The organism is Alkalihalobacillus sp. MEB130, from assembly GCF_032335535.1.
Taxonomy (GTDB): Bacteria; Bacillota; Bacilli; order Bacillales; family Bacillaceae_D; genus Halalkalibacter.
On the sequence record NZ_JAOANA010000008.1, the window covers coordinates 146,821 to 159,255 of the forward strand.

General features: G+C 36.5%; 15 protein-coding genes and 2 pseudogenes. 11 read left to right on the forward strand and 6 right to left on the reverse strand.

Annotation, left to right across the window (positions count from 1 at the left end):
* Positions 1-28: 28 nt before the first annotated feature.
* Together N0O92_RS10330 and N0O92_RS10335 are read left to right on the forward strand one after the other, a co-directional pair.
* A complete protein-coding gene (locus N0O92_RS10330) occupies positions 29-925 on the forward strand; it encodes a DUF4349 domain-containing protein (RefSeq protein ID WP_315614572.1) in 897 nt (298 codons plus the stop codon).
* 76 nt (positions 926-1,001) lie between these two features.
* Positions 1,002-1,460, forward strand: coding sequence for a divergent PAP2 family protein (locus N0O92_RS10335; RefSeq protein ID WP_315614573.1), 459 nt, complete (start codon positions 1,002-1,004; stop codon positions 1,458-1,460).
* A 138-nt stretch (positions 1,461-1,598) separates the two neighbouring features.
* Here N0O92_RS10335 and N0O92_RS10340 read toward each other — a convergent pair.
* From N0O92_RS10340 to N0O92_RS10350, 3 genes and pseudogenes are all read right to left on the reverse strand, one after another.
* Positions 1,599-1,800 (reverse strand): annotated as a pseudogene (locus N0O92_RS10340) (FAD-dependent oxidoreductase); the annotation flags it as partial.
* A gap of 53 nt (positions 1,801-1,853) precedes the next feature.
* Complete coding sequence (locus N0O92_RS10345) at positions 1,854-2,261, reverse strand: hypothetical protein (protein ID WP_315614628.1); 408 nt, start codon at positions 2,259-2,261, stop codon at positions 1,854-1,856.
* A 644-nt stretch (positions 2,262-2,905) separates the two neighbouring features.
* Positions 2,906-3,601 carry a YitT family protein gene (locus tag N0O92_RS10350; protein WP_315614629.1) on the reverse strand — a complete coding sequence of 232 codons (696 nt, stop codon included), beginning with the start codon at positions 3,599-3,601 and terminating at the stop codon, positions 2,906-2,908.
* A 304-nt stretch (positions 3,602-3,905) separates the two neighbouring features.
* On the opposite strand from N0O92_RS10350, the gene N0O92_RS10355 reads away from it, so the two are divergent.
* The 4 genes and pseudogenes from N0O92_RS10355 (at position 3,906) to N0O92_RS10370 (ending at position 6,879) form a co-directional block, all read left to right on the forward strand.
* Complete coding sequence (locus N0O92_RS10355; protein ID WP_315614574.1) at positions 3,906-4,136, forward strand: hypothetical protein; 231 nt, start codon at positions 3,906-3,908, stop codon at positions 4,134-4,136.
* A gap of 304 nt (positions 4,137-4,440) precedes the next feature.
* The gene (locus tag N0O92_RS10360; protein ID WP_315614575.1) at positions 4,441-5,049 is read left to right on the forward strand and encodes a winged helix-turn-helix domain-containing protein; all 609 of its coding nucleotides are present in this window, start codon (positions 4,441-4,443) and stop codon (positions 5,047-5,049) included.
* Complete coding sequence (locus tag N0O92_RS10365) at positions 5,046-5,465, forward strand: restriction endonuclease (protein ID WP_315614576.1); 420 nt, start codon at positions 5,046-5,048, stop codon at positions 5,463-5,465. The genes N0O92_RS10360 and N0O92_RS10365 overlap by 4 nt, the downstream gene beginning before the upstream one ends.
* A gap of 265 nt (positions 5,466-5,730) precedes the next feature.
* Positions 5,731-6,879, forward strand: a pseudogene (locus tag N0O92_RS10370) (glycosyltransferase family 2 protein).
* Positions 6,880-6,927: 48 nt separating this feature from the next.
* On the opposite strand, the gene N0O92_RS10375 reads toward N0O92_RS10370, so the two are convergent.
* The 3 genes from N0O92_RS10375 to N0O92_RS10385 form a co-directional block, all read right to left on the reverse strand.
* Entirely contained in the window at positions 6,928-7,449 is a 522-nt protein-coding gene (locus tag N0O92_RS10375; protein WP_315614577.1) for a hypothetical protein, read from the reverse strand.
* 533 nt (positions 7,450-7,982) lie between these two features.
* Positions 7,983-8,651 carry a bacillithiol biosynthesis deacetylase BshB2 gene (gene bshB2 / locus N0O92_RS10380; RefSeq protein WP_315614578.1) on the reverse strand — a complete coding sequence of 223 codons (669 nt, stop codon included), beginning with the start codon at positions 8,649-8,651 and terminating at the stop codon, positions 7,983-7,985.
* 14 nt (positions 8,652-8,665) lie between these two features.
* Entirely contained in the window at positions 8,666-9,013 is a 348-nt protein-coding gene (locus N0O92_RS10385) for a YojF family protein (protein ID WP_315614579.1), read from the reverse strand.
* 175 nt (positions 9,014-9,188) lie between these two features.
* On the opposite strand from N0O92_RS10385, the gene N0O92_RS10390 reads away from it, so the two are divergent.
* From N0O92_RS10390 to copZ, 5 genes are all read left to right on the forward strand, one after another.
* Entirely contained in the window at positions 9,189-10,151 is a 963-nt protein-coding gene (locus N0O92_RS10390) for a 2-hydroxyacid dehydrogenase family protein (protein WP_315614580.1), read from the forward strand.
* Between the two features lie 47 nt (positions 10,152-10,198).
* A complete protein-coding gene (locus tag N0O92_RS10395) occupies positions 10,199-11,014 on the forward strand; it encodes a S1C family serine protease (RefSeq protein ID WP_315614581.1) in 816 nt (271 codons plus the stop codon).
* 110 nt (positions 11,015-11,124) lie between these two features.
* Complete coding sequence (locus tag N0O92_RS10400; protein WP_315614582.1) at positions 11,125-11,691, forward strand: hypothetical protein; 567 nt, start codon at positions 11,125-11,127, stop codon at positions 11,689-11,691.
* Positions 11,692-11,760: 69 nt separating this feature from the next.
* On the forward strand, positions 11,761-12,066 hold the full coding sequence (locus N0O92_RS10405) for a metal-sensing transcriptional repressor (protein WP_250096358.1): 306 nt from the start codon (positions 11,761-11,763) through the stop codon (positions 12,064-12,066).
* Positions 12,067-12,150: 84 nt separating this feature from the next.
* Positions 12,151-12,357 (forward strand): copper chaperone CopZ, encoded by a 207-nt coding sequence (gene copZ, locus N0O92_RS10410; protein ID WP_315614583.1) that lies wholly within the window; start codon positions 12,151-12,153, stop codon positions 12,355-12,357.
* Positions 12,358-12,435: the final 78 nt, after the last annotated feature.

The window sequence follows — 12,435 nt, forward strand, 5'->3', positions numbered from 1 at the left end:
CACATGAAGTAAAACCTGGAGGTGGAGTATGAGAAAAACAGCAAGATTGCTCGCAATCATTTTTGTAGTATTTGTCGTAAGTGCTTGTCGTAGTCAACAAGATGTAAATGAATTAGCGGTAATGGATCAAGAAATCATGTCTGTAGAAGAAGCAGCATCAACTGAGGAAGCTGAGCTATTATATGACAACGTCTTAAATCAGAACCGTTCAACAGAGACAGAGAGAATGGTGATTTATCACGGTTATTTGACCATGGAAGTCAAGGATTATCTTGTAACAAGAGAAGTGATCCAAGCAAAAGCTGAGCAGCTCGGTGGATATGTAGTTGAGTCTCATTATAACGAAGATGCAGAAGGGGGATTGTTTGGTACGGTTGTTCTTCGTATTCCCAAACAAGACTTTCAACCTTTTATTGAAGAAATAGGAACAACTGAAAATGTGAAAGTTACGGAACAAAGTACCCACGGAAATGACATTACAGAAGAGTATGTTGATCTAGAATCTAGATTGAAAGCAAAACGGGTCGTAGAAGAACGCCTATTAGGCTTCTTAGAGGAAGCTGACAGCACGGAGAGTTTGTTAAAAATATCAACTGAATTAGCAAATGTTCAAGAAGAAATTGAACAGATGGTAGGAAGACAGCGTTTTTTAGAAAACCAAGTAGAGCTTTCGACACTTACCATTACCATTCATGAGGTGTCGATCGGAACGTCAACGATTCAAGGAGATCAATTAAATACGTGGGAACGATCGAAAAAAATGTTTATTGACACGATCAATGTCCTCTTAAGAACAGGTGCAGCGATTGTCGTTTGGCTGATCGGCTTAAGTCCGATTTTCCTTTCACTTGGTTTGATTCTTTTTATCATACTAATGTTTTATAAAAGAAAGAAAAATAAGCGAAAACAACCTTTAGATTCGTAAGTATAAAGGTTAAAATCAGGCAATTTTGTGTATACTTCACCTCTTAACTTCAAACGATATAGAAGAGGTGAAGATAATGAATCGACCAATGATGACGGCATTAACTACGATCGGGATTGCTCAGTCTTTAAAAATTCCAATTCATAAAGCGAAAACGGGAAAATGGGATACTGGCTTGCTATTTGAAACAGGAGGAATGCCGAGCTCTCACTCTGCAGGGGTAACGGCTTTAGCTACTTTTATAGCTCTAGAGAGAGGACTCCCGTCGATTGATTTTGCTTTAGCTACAGTATTTGGATTAATTGTTATGTACGATGCACAAGGAATTCGTAGACAAACAGGTGAATTAACGATAAAAGTAAATGATATGGATGAAGAACTAAATCGATTAACTGGCTTGCACAGTCCTCAGAAAAACGAGGATCAAAGTGTGAAATTACGAGAGCGACTAGGTCATATGCCAGAAGAAGTACTTGGTGGAGCCCTTTTAGGCTTCGTAACGGGGACATTAGGCTATTTACTAACTGGAAAGTAAAAAACGTATGATATGTAAGATTGATGGGGTATGAGTGAAATCAACTATGGAAATGACTGCTACGTATGATTATAGGAAAAAACAAAAAATGGGGGAACTTATCCCCATTTTTTGTTTTTTGTTTAATAAAGGTCGTTAGTAATATTCTGGCTCGACTTTAAAGTGGGAAACAGTTTATTAAATTCTTCAATGAGTTTATTTTTTTGTTAATGAGTGTACTATCACGATCTTTAGGGGATGTTGTACTATCATCAAGTCCACCTATAATAATTCGGTTATCTCTAGTTGTCCGCATAAAAAGATAGGGGCGAGCGGTTTCCCAAATAAGTGTCCTACCGTATATGTACTGACAAATGTGTATTGACAAAAAAGCCGTAGTTGAATATTGATGAGTTACGTTTTGGGCTGTTTGAACACTTCGTCCTGCCATAGTTGATAAAGGTAGATGATCAAAGCAAAACCGACCATCATAGCAACGATAGCAATTGTAGGTAAAGTCGATTCACTCGAAACAAGCCCCATCCGTTGCCATATCGGGTAAACAATGTACATAAATACCCCGTCTAGAATTATATTAACAGCCAAATAGATCCAAAATTTTCCGAAAGTAAAGTGGAATACCCAGATAACTATTACGAAATATGCTCCATACACCCAAGGAACCGGGACAATTTTATCCCACCCGAACAGACTTGAACCTGCTTCTTCCCACCAACCGTAATGGTAAGCCGCTTGATATGCCAAAGTATGAATAACGGTCATAAATAGAGCGACCGGCATGTATCTGCGTATAGTGTCCATATTCAAAAAAAACAAGGACGCCCAAGGCACTATCAAGAGTAACCAGAGAAAAATCTGTTTCATGATCTTAATACCTCACATTAGTTTTATGTGTAGTGTTACTCTTGGTTCCTATATTTATACGATTTACTTCTAAAAGAAACTGAAACACCTAGCAACTATTATATATTGGTTGCTAGGTTTCTCATAAAATGGGTATATGGAACATGTACATCTTTCTATATTTTTCTCTTAATGATAACCTTCATGATGTTGTTCGTTGCTTTGTTTAGGTAAAGTGTCAATATCTTCATCTGTACTTGTACCAACGATAAATTGTATAGTTGGGAAAACACTAGATTTAGTTGTATTTGCTTCAACTCTTATGAAATATAGACCTTCAACTTGAATCATTGTGTTTATTTTATAGACTCCATTTCCAGCGTATTCAGGCGAGTAGCGCTCCTTCTGATCTTCTTCACCATTTTTCCAAATGAAATTTTGAATTATTCTCTACAGTCGGACAGGGAACATGTGCAAAAATTAGGCTTAAGACACTGAAGTAAATGTTGATTCGATTAAAGAGATTTGTTTGAAAAAGCAATAAAGTAATGAAGCACCAGCCTTTACTTATGAAAAAGGCGGTGCTGTTCAGTTAGCTCTATTTAACCATTCATATATTCTTGCTGTTCATTGCGATCGGTTAAACGATGATCTCGTGATACAATAAGTTTCTTTTTAATCATAAACTGGTGAATTTTCCCCACAAGAATAATGCCTAATGCACTAGAGGCTGCTAATAGAAGGGAAAAAAAGGTTTCCTTGGCACCAATTAAGAAAAAGCTTAAAGGGAAAACAGAACTATCGACTAAAAAAGTGGCTAAGCCAAAAGAAAAACCGTATTTTACGTTAATCATTTTCCCCAGCATGGAGCCGCCACCTAAACTTGAATTGGCCATTCCCATCAACCCTAACCCAATTCCCATCCATAACCCGCCAATTAGAGCACCGACAACAATATTCTCAACACCAAAGCGCATCAATGGCTCTTGAAGAATTCCAACAAGGATAGACGCCGAAATCATACTGATAACGGATTTGTAAAATAAATCTCGATACCATATATAAGCAGCTAAGAATAAAGGAAAATTAAACAAAAACATCCCTAATCCAATATTTAAATTAAATATGTAATAACTCATTGTAGCCATTCCTGTCATTCCACCTGCCATAATGGTGTTGGGAACGGCAAAAAGGATTGTTGCGAGGGCGAAATTAATAATTCCTATAGAAATAAGAAAAAATCGCTTGATGATAGATTCCCTCCTTGAAAAAAATTGGATATTTATACTATAATCTATTTTTCATTTTTACGCATCGTATTTTATATTTAAGGGGTTTTGAAATAAAAAGGTGGTTAGTAATAATGGACTTTCATGAACAAATAAAAAATAAATCATAAGAGTTTAGAAATGTATTATCTAGCTATAGACATCATGGATTGTAGATACAGGAAGTGTAGGGAATTGTAGCTTTATAAAAACTATTAATAAAGTTACTTATAAACCTAGGGGAGAGGAGAAATTAAGGATCTGTAAAATTCATGATGAATTGGATAAAAAGCATTTAATTATTAGGCTTGACCTACCGAAAAATGAATTTCTAATGAAATCAACTGGATTTAAGGAAGTAATTCCAAGAAAACAAAGAACTAATTTTACTTGCCTTAAAGTACATAGAGCGGGTTGGGATAATAGTGTTTTTGACACAATAGATATTAAATTATGTAAAGAAGATATAGCAACATACAATTTTCCTTCAAGTGCTTTCTTAGAGTTTATAAATTTATTGATTTTTAGAGCTACGGGTGAAATTATCGAAATCCCTCATAATTAATCCTACTAAGGTTTGTTAGGTGTGTTTTGACTTATCTATTAAGATAAGTCTTTTAGTCTTTAATGTAAACTCAAATGAACCATTATAATAATCTATTTGTAATATTATGTTAAAATTAACTAGTACAAATATAATAGGTAGTATGTAAGGGGCTTAGGAGAAAGGAATGTTTCAGATGGAAAATATTAAATTACTAACTAAAACAAAAATGTCCAAGTTAGTTGGTTGGTCAGAAACTAACGGAAGACGTTGAGTTAAGAATTTTAAAGAATACATACCTACTGTCAATAGTGGGAATAGAGTTATGTATAATTTGGAATCATTACGCGTAATGAAGTTTCTTAAAAACTTGAATGAAGTAGGTCTAACGATTCCAGAGATCAAACAAATTCTAAGTAACGAGGGACTACCTAAAGATGAAATAGAGGAGAAGAAAATAATCGAAAAATACAAGGCAGCCAGAAAAATTAAAAGTTACAATGAGGAAATTAAAGATACAATCCCTTCAACTGGGGAAATGATGATTCCCTATTTAGAATTAATAAAAGATGGGAAAGCATATACAGCTAGCGAAATTACTGAAAAGTTAGTATCCTACTTCAAACTAAGTGAAGAGCAAAGATTAATGAAATATGATGAAAATAAATCAGATATTATATTTCTTTCTAAAGTTAGAAGCGTTAGATATAGCTTGAAAAAAGAGAACTATATTGATGAAGTAAATAAACTCACTTATCAAATAACAAATGAAGGTCTAGAGTTATTAAAAGAAAGTAAGGGTGAGATTAAAGAAGAGATTGAAGAATTAGAAAAGGTAATAGATCCTTTAACAATAGTAAATGAAAAATTGGACGAACTAAAAAATGAATTAGCTGATAATTTGTTGAAGCAATTACAAAGTATCACTGGATGAAATTTGAAGATATAGTCGTTGAGTTGTTAACAGTCATGGGATATGGGGATGGAAAAGTTACTCAGCGGACTAATGATGAGGGTTTAGATGGTGTAATTAAAGAAGATAAATTAGGTCTGGATAACATTTATGTTCAAGCTAAGCGATATGCTGCCAATAATTCTGTTGGTCGAGATGTTGTTCAAAGTTTTTCAGGTGCATTAGATGGTAAAGGTGCTAGGAAGGGTGTGTTTATTACAACCTCTTACTTTACAGACAATGCAAGAAAATATGCTGAAAGATTAGAGGCAAAGAAAATTATATTAATAGATGGAACAGAATTGGCAAAATTGATGATTGATCATAATGTTGGGGTAGATATTAGTAATAAGTTTGTGGTTAAGACAATTGATTACGATTACTTTAAAGATGAATAATAAGAAATGTATTTAATTTCATGTACCATATTACAGAAAATAAGAGGATGTAAGGCTAGGTAAGTATTAAGCCTTGTATTGATATTAAAAAAGAATTATCGTTCAATGAAACTATGAAATTAACATAGTTTCATTGAAATGGGATTTTCAATAAATTTTCAAATGATAGAAGAGGCATCAAAAACAGCAAAAGGAGTGGTTACTAATTATTATAGCAGCACTATCTATTCTTTCTTTTTTGGTCGTCACAACGTTTTTGTTCAAAATGACAAAAGGTCTTAGAACTATTCCTAATTTAACTGAAGCTGCAGGTGTCTTAAAAAAGGGCCCCGCTGTTTCGGTTATTATTGCAGCAAAAGAAGAGGGCGAGCATATAGAAAAAACCATTCGTTACCTATTGGAACAAACCTATAAAAATTTGGAGATTATTATCGTTAATGATCGTTCGACCGACGATACGGGAGAAAAAATAGAACACATAAAAGTAAATTTAGTGAATGTGAATATAGAAGGAATTATCTTTTGAACCCTTCATATTCAAAGTTTACCTGATGGTTGGTTAGGTAAAAATCATGCCTTGTATCAAGGTTATCTCCATTCTTCTGGGGAGTACCTATTGTTCTCAGATGCAGATATTACCTTCAAGAAAGACACTATCTCGAAAGTTATGAATTATGTCGTTGAAAATAATGTGGATCATATGGCTATGTTACCTCGTATCATTTGTCGTCGTTTTGAATTGAGGGTATTTATTCATGTTTTCTTACTTGTTTTTAGCATGTTTATTGAACCTTGGAAAGTATATGTCAAAGGGAAAAAAAGCAAGGGAGTTGGTGTAGGTGCCTTTAACTTAATCAGAAGAAATGTTTATGAAAAATTAGGAACACATGACTCATTTCCTCTACAGCCAATTGATGATATCGAACTTGGAAGAAGAGCGAATGACGTTCAGTGTAATCAACATTTCGTCGTAGGAAAAGAGTTAATCGAAGTGGAATGGTATCCAAGCTTAAAGCATGCAATAAAAGGTTTCAAGAAAAATTTTTTTGGTTCAGTCGGATATAAAATTGGTCATGTTATCGGTCTAGCTACCTTGCTTTTTTTACTAGGTGTTTACCCATTTATCGGCATACTTTTATTTAATGGATGGGCGTTTGTTTTACACGCTTTATCAATAATACTTTTTTTTATCCTCTATCGAATATGTATCAAAAAACTTTCGTATAGTTCGTGGGAAGAGTTTTTTGCATTGCCTTTTATGCTATTGTGTTACATTTATACATTATTTTTATCTACCTTTTCTGTTTTGAAAGACGGTGGTGTCTATTGGAGAGGTACATTTTACTCGTTAAAAGATTTGAAAAAAACTAACTTGGTACAAAAAGATTATTTACCAAAGAACAATTTGAAGTGAATTAAAGTCAATTAAAAATACGTACAAACACAATATAAAAACCCCATTTTACCAATGGGGTTGGCAAACAATTGATCCACTTTGATTCTCGTGGTCAACCTCCACATCAAATTGATGCTTTTCATAAAAATGGATGAGTCTGTCAAGATGGTCAAAGTCACGCTCGGCGAGATCGCCTTTGATGTATTGGACGTTTTGATCTATGGCATGTTCCTTGAGATAATCCATGCAAATTGAACCGTAGCCTTTGTTTTCTTCGCCTTTTATGTCACCTATGAAAATCGTTGATTGATCTTCATATTTTGCTTGAATGGAGAAGTCCCAGCTTCCACGGAAGGCTGATTCACAGTCATTAATCATGATTTTGCATGCATGCCCATCATCTACTATAGACACAATCACCCATTTTTCCTCTTTTGTTTGTTCAATACCTAATATTTGTCTCTTCTTAGCAATTTCCTTAACGTTTGCTTGCATTCGAAACATTTGAAACTCTAGATCTTCTAAATTTTGTTCTAGTTCATCAGGGTCTTTTTTCTCTGCTACGGCCCCTAACTTTGTTAAAAGCACCGAATCACCTCTTCTATATATCTGTTATACAAGTTATATATTATAATAGATCGAAGGAAAACGTGCAAGTCCTATGAATCAATTATGCTTAACAGAGGGGCCGTGATTACTTATATTTTGCTGAAGCGGGAAACATAGACGGCTTTGATTCCCGAAAAAGGAAGAGCGCCGCCAAACGGGAACCAAAGAGAGAGTATGATTCCCGAAAAAAGAAGAGCGCCGCACAAACGGGAACCAAAGAGCTCTTATGATTCCCGAAAAAGGAAGAGCGCCGCCAAACGGGAACCAAAGAGCTCCTATGATTCTCGAAAAAGGAAGAGCCAGCACAAACGGGAACCAAAGAACGCCTATGATTCCCGAAAAAGGAAGAGCGACGCCAAACGGGAACCAAAGAACGCCTATGATTCCCGAAAAAGGAAGAGCGTAGCACAAACGGGAACCAAAAAGCTCCTATGATTCTCGAACCCTGACCCCCAAACCGCCACAAAAAAACCGAACTACAGCATCAAAAACCCGTAGTTCGGTACATCGTATTATTTAAATGAGTACGTATAAAAGCGTTCGGTTGTTAGCCATTCAAGGGCAACTTTGTCTCCGCTGGCCCATTTTGGTTCTAATTCTTTTAACATCCATTCGGTTTGGGATGCATGAGCTCGCATTGCTGCCTTTTTTTGTTCGGCAAAGGGGGTGATATTATTTATGATATCAGGCTGACCGATTTCTTGTTCATGGTTGTTTGAAAAAGCAATGCAATGTACGGTTGGGCGAGCGCTCTCGTCTAATCGTCGAACTGCTTCAATGACGGCACGTGCTGTTGCTTCGTGATCGGGATGTACAGAATAACCAGGGTAGAACGTGATGATGAGTGATGGATCAAGTTCCTTGATAAGGTTATCCATGATGAGCACCATTTCTTCGTCATCTTCAAATTCAATGGTTTTGTCTCGGAACCCTAGCATACGTAAATCGTCAATGCCCATAGCTTGGGCCGCTTTTTCTAATTCTTTTTTTCGAATTTTTGGTAGTGATTCTCTTGTGGCAAATGGGGGATTTCCAAGGTTTCTGCCCATTTCTCCTAGAGTTAAGCAAGCGTAGGTAATAGGGGTTCCGTTCGCTACATGCATCGCTATTGTTCCTGCGACACCGAATGTTTCATCATCTGGGTGCGGGAAGATGACAAGGACTTGTCGTTCTTTATTCATTAGATCATTCCTCTCTATTCAAAAGGTGTTTTGCTTATTTGTAAGGCAACAGCAAGCTTACCATCATGACCATGTCCAGCAAGGAGCAGCCTTCCAAGATCGTCTAGTTCAAAGTGAGTTAATCCCTCTGCGTAGACCCAACCAATATCTAGTTTTAACCCGACTCGATAAGGTCCATCTCCTAGTATTTTTCCGTGATCGTATTGAATTTTGGCATTTCTTATGTACGCACTTGCTGAGAAAAAAGATGCGTCGTTATGAGAAGCATACGCTCCATTGGTTGTTTCTAAATGTAGATACACATCTTGATTGGCAAATGAATCAATTAATCTTTGGACGTCGTGTAACGTAATAGCCTCCATTTGTTCCTCCTACTTATTCTTCTTTTATAGTAGTATAATGCATATTTCATTTTACAACCAATAAATCCGCTTATCGATTGGAAATGAAGGGACAGATATAAATTGTTGTTGTGTGCTTGCCTATTTTTTTTGGTAAAATAAAGAGAAGCCTATTTTTTGGAGAGGGAGTGTCAATGTGAAAGAGGTTGCCGTTTTAGGGAAGATTCCCGATATTGCTTATGAAAAGTTAAGTAAACATTTTCAAGTGACAATGAATCATGAAGTGACACCGTTGACGAAAGCTGAAATCTTAGAGATGGTTAAAGGAAAAGAGGCGATATTGTCCATTCTTTCGGATACCATTGATCAGGACATTATCGAAGCTGCTCCGGACTTGAAGATTATTGCCAATTATGGAGCGGGTTTTAACAACATTGATGTTCAAACAGCGACTGAAAAAAATATACACGTTACGAATACACCTGTTGTATCCACTTATGCAACAGCAGAGTTAACTCTCGGTCTTTTAATTTCGTTATCAAGACGGTTAGTTGAAGGAGATAAATTAACAAGAGCTGGGAAATTTGAAGGATGGGCACCACTATTTCATTTAGGAACTGAGCTTCGTGGGAAAACTCTTGGAATCTTTGGAATGGGGAACATTGGTAAAAAAGTTGTTCAAATGGCTAAAGCATTTGAAATGAAGATTTTATATTATAATCGCACGAAACTATCATTAGAGGAAGAGCAAGAACTTGATATTACATATTGTGAGAAAGATGCTTTGCTTCAGGAAGCAGATGTTGTAAGTTTACATATGAGTTATCACCCGTCATTAAAACATTTTATTGGTATGGATCAATTAAAGATGATGAAATCGAATGCACTTTTGCTTAATTTAGCTAGAGGGCCAATGGTTCATGAAGAGGCGTTAGTAGAAGCGTTGAATAATGGAGAAATAGCAGGAGCCGGGTTAGATGTGTTTGAATTTGAACCTGCTGTTACAGAGGGGTTAAAGACATTAGATAATGTCATTATCACTCCTCATATTGGAAATGCAACCGTGGAAGCAAGACGAGATATGGCCGAGATGGCAGCGGAAAATATCATCTCTGTATTAAATGGGGGAGAGCCGAAAACTCCTGTTAATTCACTTTAATTAACAATCTAAGACTCACATCACGTTTAAAGTAAGTAGGTGATCTTATGAAAGATGATGAGCAGCACCGTCCTGAAGAGGAAGAAGAGGATTACGTTCCTAAACCCGAAGACTTTTTGTTTGATGAAGAAGAAACAGAAGAAGAATTAAAAAAGAAACAATCAAAAAAGACGTTTGCTCGCTTAATAGGTGCAGGAATTGCTCTCCTTCTCATAATGCAAGTAGCCAATATTTGGTTTGATTTATTTTCGTTAGATAACCGTGAATTAGCTAGAACTTCAGAGGAACTTCGTCAACAGGAACACATTGCTGAGTTTATGGAAGCGGTTGTGACGATTCAGGGAAACGGGGGAAGGGGAACAGGATTTGCCATTTCTGAAGATGGCTATATAATCACCAATCATCATGTCGTTCACAATCGTGAACCGCTTGCGGTCGTTTTTCCGAATAACGACATCTATCAGGCTGATATTATCCAGTCTGAGGAAGAACTGGATGTTGCCTTGCTAAAAATTGATGGTGACGAGCTTCCATACCTCCCTTTGAGACTGGAGGATGCAAAAGAACAAGAAAAGATTTATGTTATAGGTAGTCCTTTATCCCAAACACAAATTGTCAATGAGGGAGAAATCTTAAACGATGAAACTCCATTTCAAGTTTTAAAAATATCGAATGCGATCTTCCCTGGACATAGTGGAAGTCCGGTATTATCAGAACATGGAGAAGTGGTTGGAGTTGTTTATGCTAGGTCTCGTCCTTCTATTGGTAGTGAAGAAGAGGGACATGGTCTTGCAATTCCAATTGAACAAATCCTAGCAACGATAACTGATATTGAATCAGTAGCAACAAATGCTAGCAGGTAAGCCCAGTTACTCGGGTGAACCTGCTTTTTTAATGGAAGTTCGTACTTTAACACTTGTACTATTCTCTCCCTCTTTGAAATAGGATGATAGAAAGGGAGAGGGGGGTATGTATGTCTACTGGTTTGTTGTTGCTGTTTCTTGCTTCGACATTATTGTTTATTTGCTATTATTTGGTCATTGTCCAAAATCGTCATGAGTCACAAATGAACGTGATGATGACAGCGATGGCTGGAGGTATGACAGCTGGAGTATTATTTGGGACGATTATGGGACTGTTGTTAAGGGGAGATTTTGTTCAATCGACGATTCTTGGAATTGTGATTGGGATGACAATTGGAGCCTTTATTGGGTTACCGCATCATCTTATTACGACCATTGAAGGGATGCTTGCTGGTTTGATGGGCGGAATGATGGGGGCCATGCTTGGAGAGATGTCACCGATTGGTCAAGAGGATACCCTTTTAAAGTTTTTATTTATGATGAGTTTTATTGTGTTAGTAATTACGATACGATTATTTCATGCATCATCTAATTCGTTCATTGTCACGTTCCTACGAAATCCACTTGTTGTGTTTCTCATCGTTTTATTTGTGTTTCTTGCTTTAGAGCAAGTTGATACCTTTTTTCCAAACGATCCAATCAATCCAGGTGAACATAATCATTCGGTGTGGGGCTAATCATTGACAAAGAGCGTTTTTTGTATGATAGTAGAACCACGAGAAAGTTTAAGTGAGAGGAGATTGGCGATGTCAAAGAAAATTGAGTTGAAACAAATTGATCATCGACATTCTCGTGAAAAAGAACAGTTGGTGAATCGATTAAAACGAATTGAAGGTCAAGTGAGAGGCATTCAAAACATGGTAGAAAACGACCGTTACTGTGTGGATATTCTTATTCAAATTTCTGCTATTAATGCAGCGATGAAAAAGGTAAGCCTGCAATTAATGGAAAATCATACGAAACACTGTGTAGCTGATGCGATAAAAAGCGGAAGTGGTGATGAGTCAATTGCAGAATTGATGGATGTCATCGAAAGGCTCACGAAAACGTAACTTTAGGAATATTTGTTTTGTTGATTACCCTAGGTAGGTATGGTACTATATATGTATAATATTCTTACAAAGGTGATGAACAACATGGAAAAAGCAACGATTCAAGTAAAAGGTATGTCTTGTAACCACTGTGTTTCAGCTGTTGAAGGAAGCGTTGGAAAGTTAAATGGTGTCCACGCTGTCCAAGTAAACTTAGCGGATGGTATCGTCGTTATTGATTTTGAGAAAGAAACGGTCACGCTAGATGCGATTAAAGAGGAAATTGAAGATCAAGGGTATGATGTCGTTTAGATGAGATTGGAACGTGCCTAGCAGGCACGTTTTCTTATATTGGAAATATACCCTATAGGGGTAAGGTGTAAATGGCTT

What these genes read in the sequence shown, in the direction of transcription:
- N0O92_RS10405 (WP_250096358.1), top strand. Translation starts at nt 11,761, where the DNA reads ATGTCAAAGAAAATTGAGTTGAAACAAATTGATCATCGACATTCTCGT.
- N0O92_RS10400 (WP_315614582.1), top strand. Translation starts at nt 11,125, where the DNA reads ATGTCTACTGGTTTGTTGTTGCTGTTTCTTGCTTCGACATTATTGTTT.
- N0O92_RS10360 (WP_315614575.1), top strand. Translation starts at nt 4,441, where the DNA reads ATGTATAATTTGGAATCATTACGCGTAATGAAGTTTCTTAAAAACTTG.
- N0O92_RS10330 (WP_315614572.1), top strand. Translation starts at nt 29, where the DNA reads ATGAGAAAAACAGCAAGATTGCTCGCAATCATTTTTGTAGTATTTGTC.
- N0O92_RS10395 (WP_315614581.1), top strand. Translation starts at nt 10,199, where the DNA reads ATGAAAGATGATGAGCAGCACCGTCCTGAAGAGGAAGAAGAGGATTAC.
- N0O92_RS10365 (WP_315614576.1), top strand. Translation starts at nt 5,046, where the DNA reads ATGAAATTTGAAGATATAGTCGTTGAGTTGTTAACAGTCATGGGATAT.
- copZ (WP_315614583.1), top strand. Translation starts at nt 12,151, where the DNA reads ATGGAAAAAGCAACGATTCAAGTAAAAGGTATGTCTTGTAACCACTGT.
- N0O92_RS10385 (WP_315614579.1), bottom strand. Translation starts at nt 9,013, where the DNA reads ATGGAGGCTATTACGTTACACGACGTCCAAAGATTAATTGATTCATTT.
- N0O92_RS10355 (WP_315614574.1), top strand. Translation starts at nt 3,906, where the DNA reads ATGAAATCAACTGGATTTAAGGAAGTAATTCCAAGAAAACAAAGAACT.
- N0O92_RS10335 (WP_315614573.1), top strand. Translation starts at nt 1,002, where the DNA reads ATGAATCGACCAATGATGACGGCATTAACTACGATCGGGATTGCTCAG.
- N0O92_RS10345 (WP_315614628.1), bottom strand. Translation starts at nt 2,261, where the DNA reads ATGGACACTATACGCAGATACATGCCGGTCGCTCTATTTATGACCGTT.
- bshB2 (WP_315614578.1), bottom strand. Translation starts at nt 8,651, where the DNA reads ATGAATAAAGAACGACAAGTCCTTGTCATCTTCCCGCACCCAGATGAT.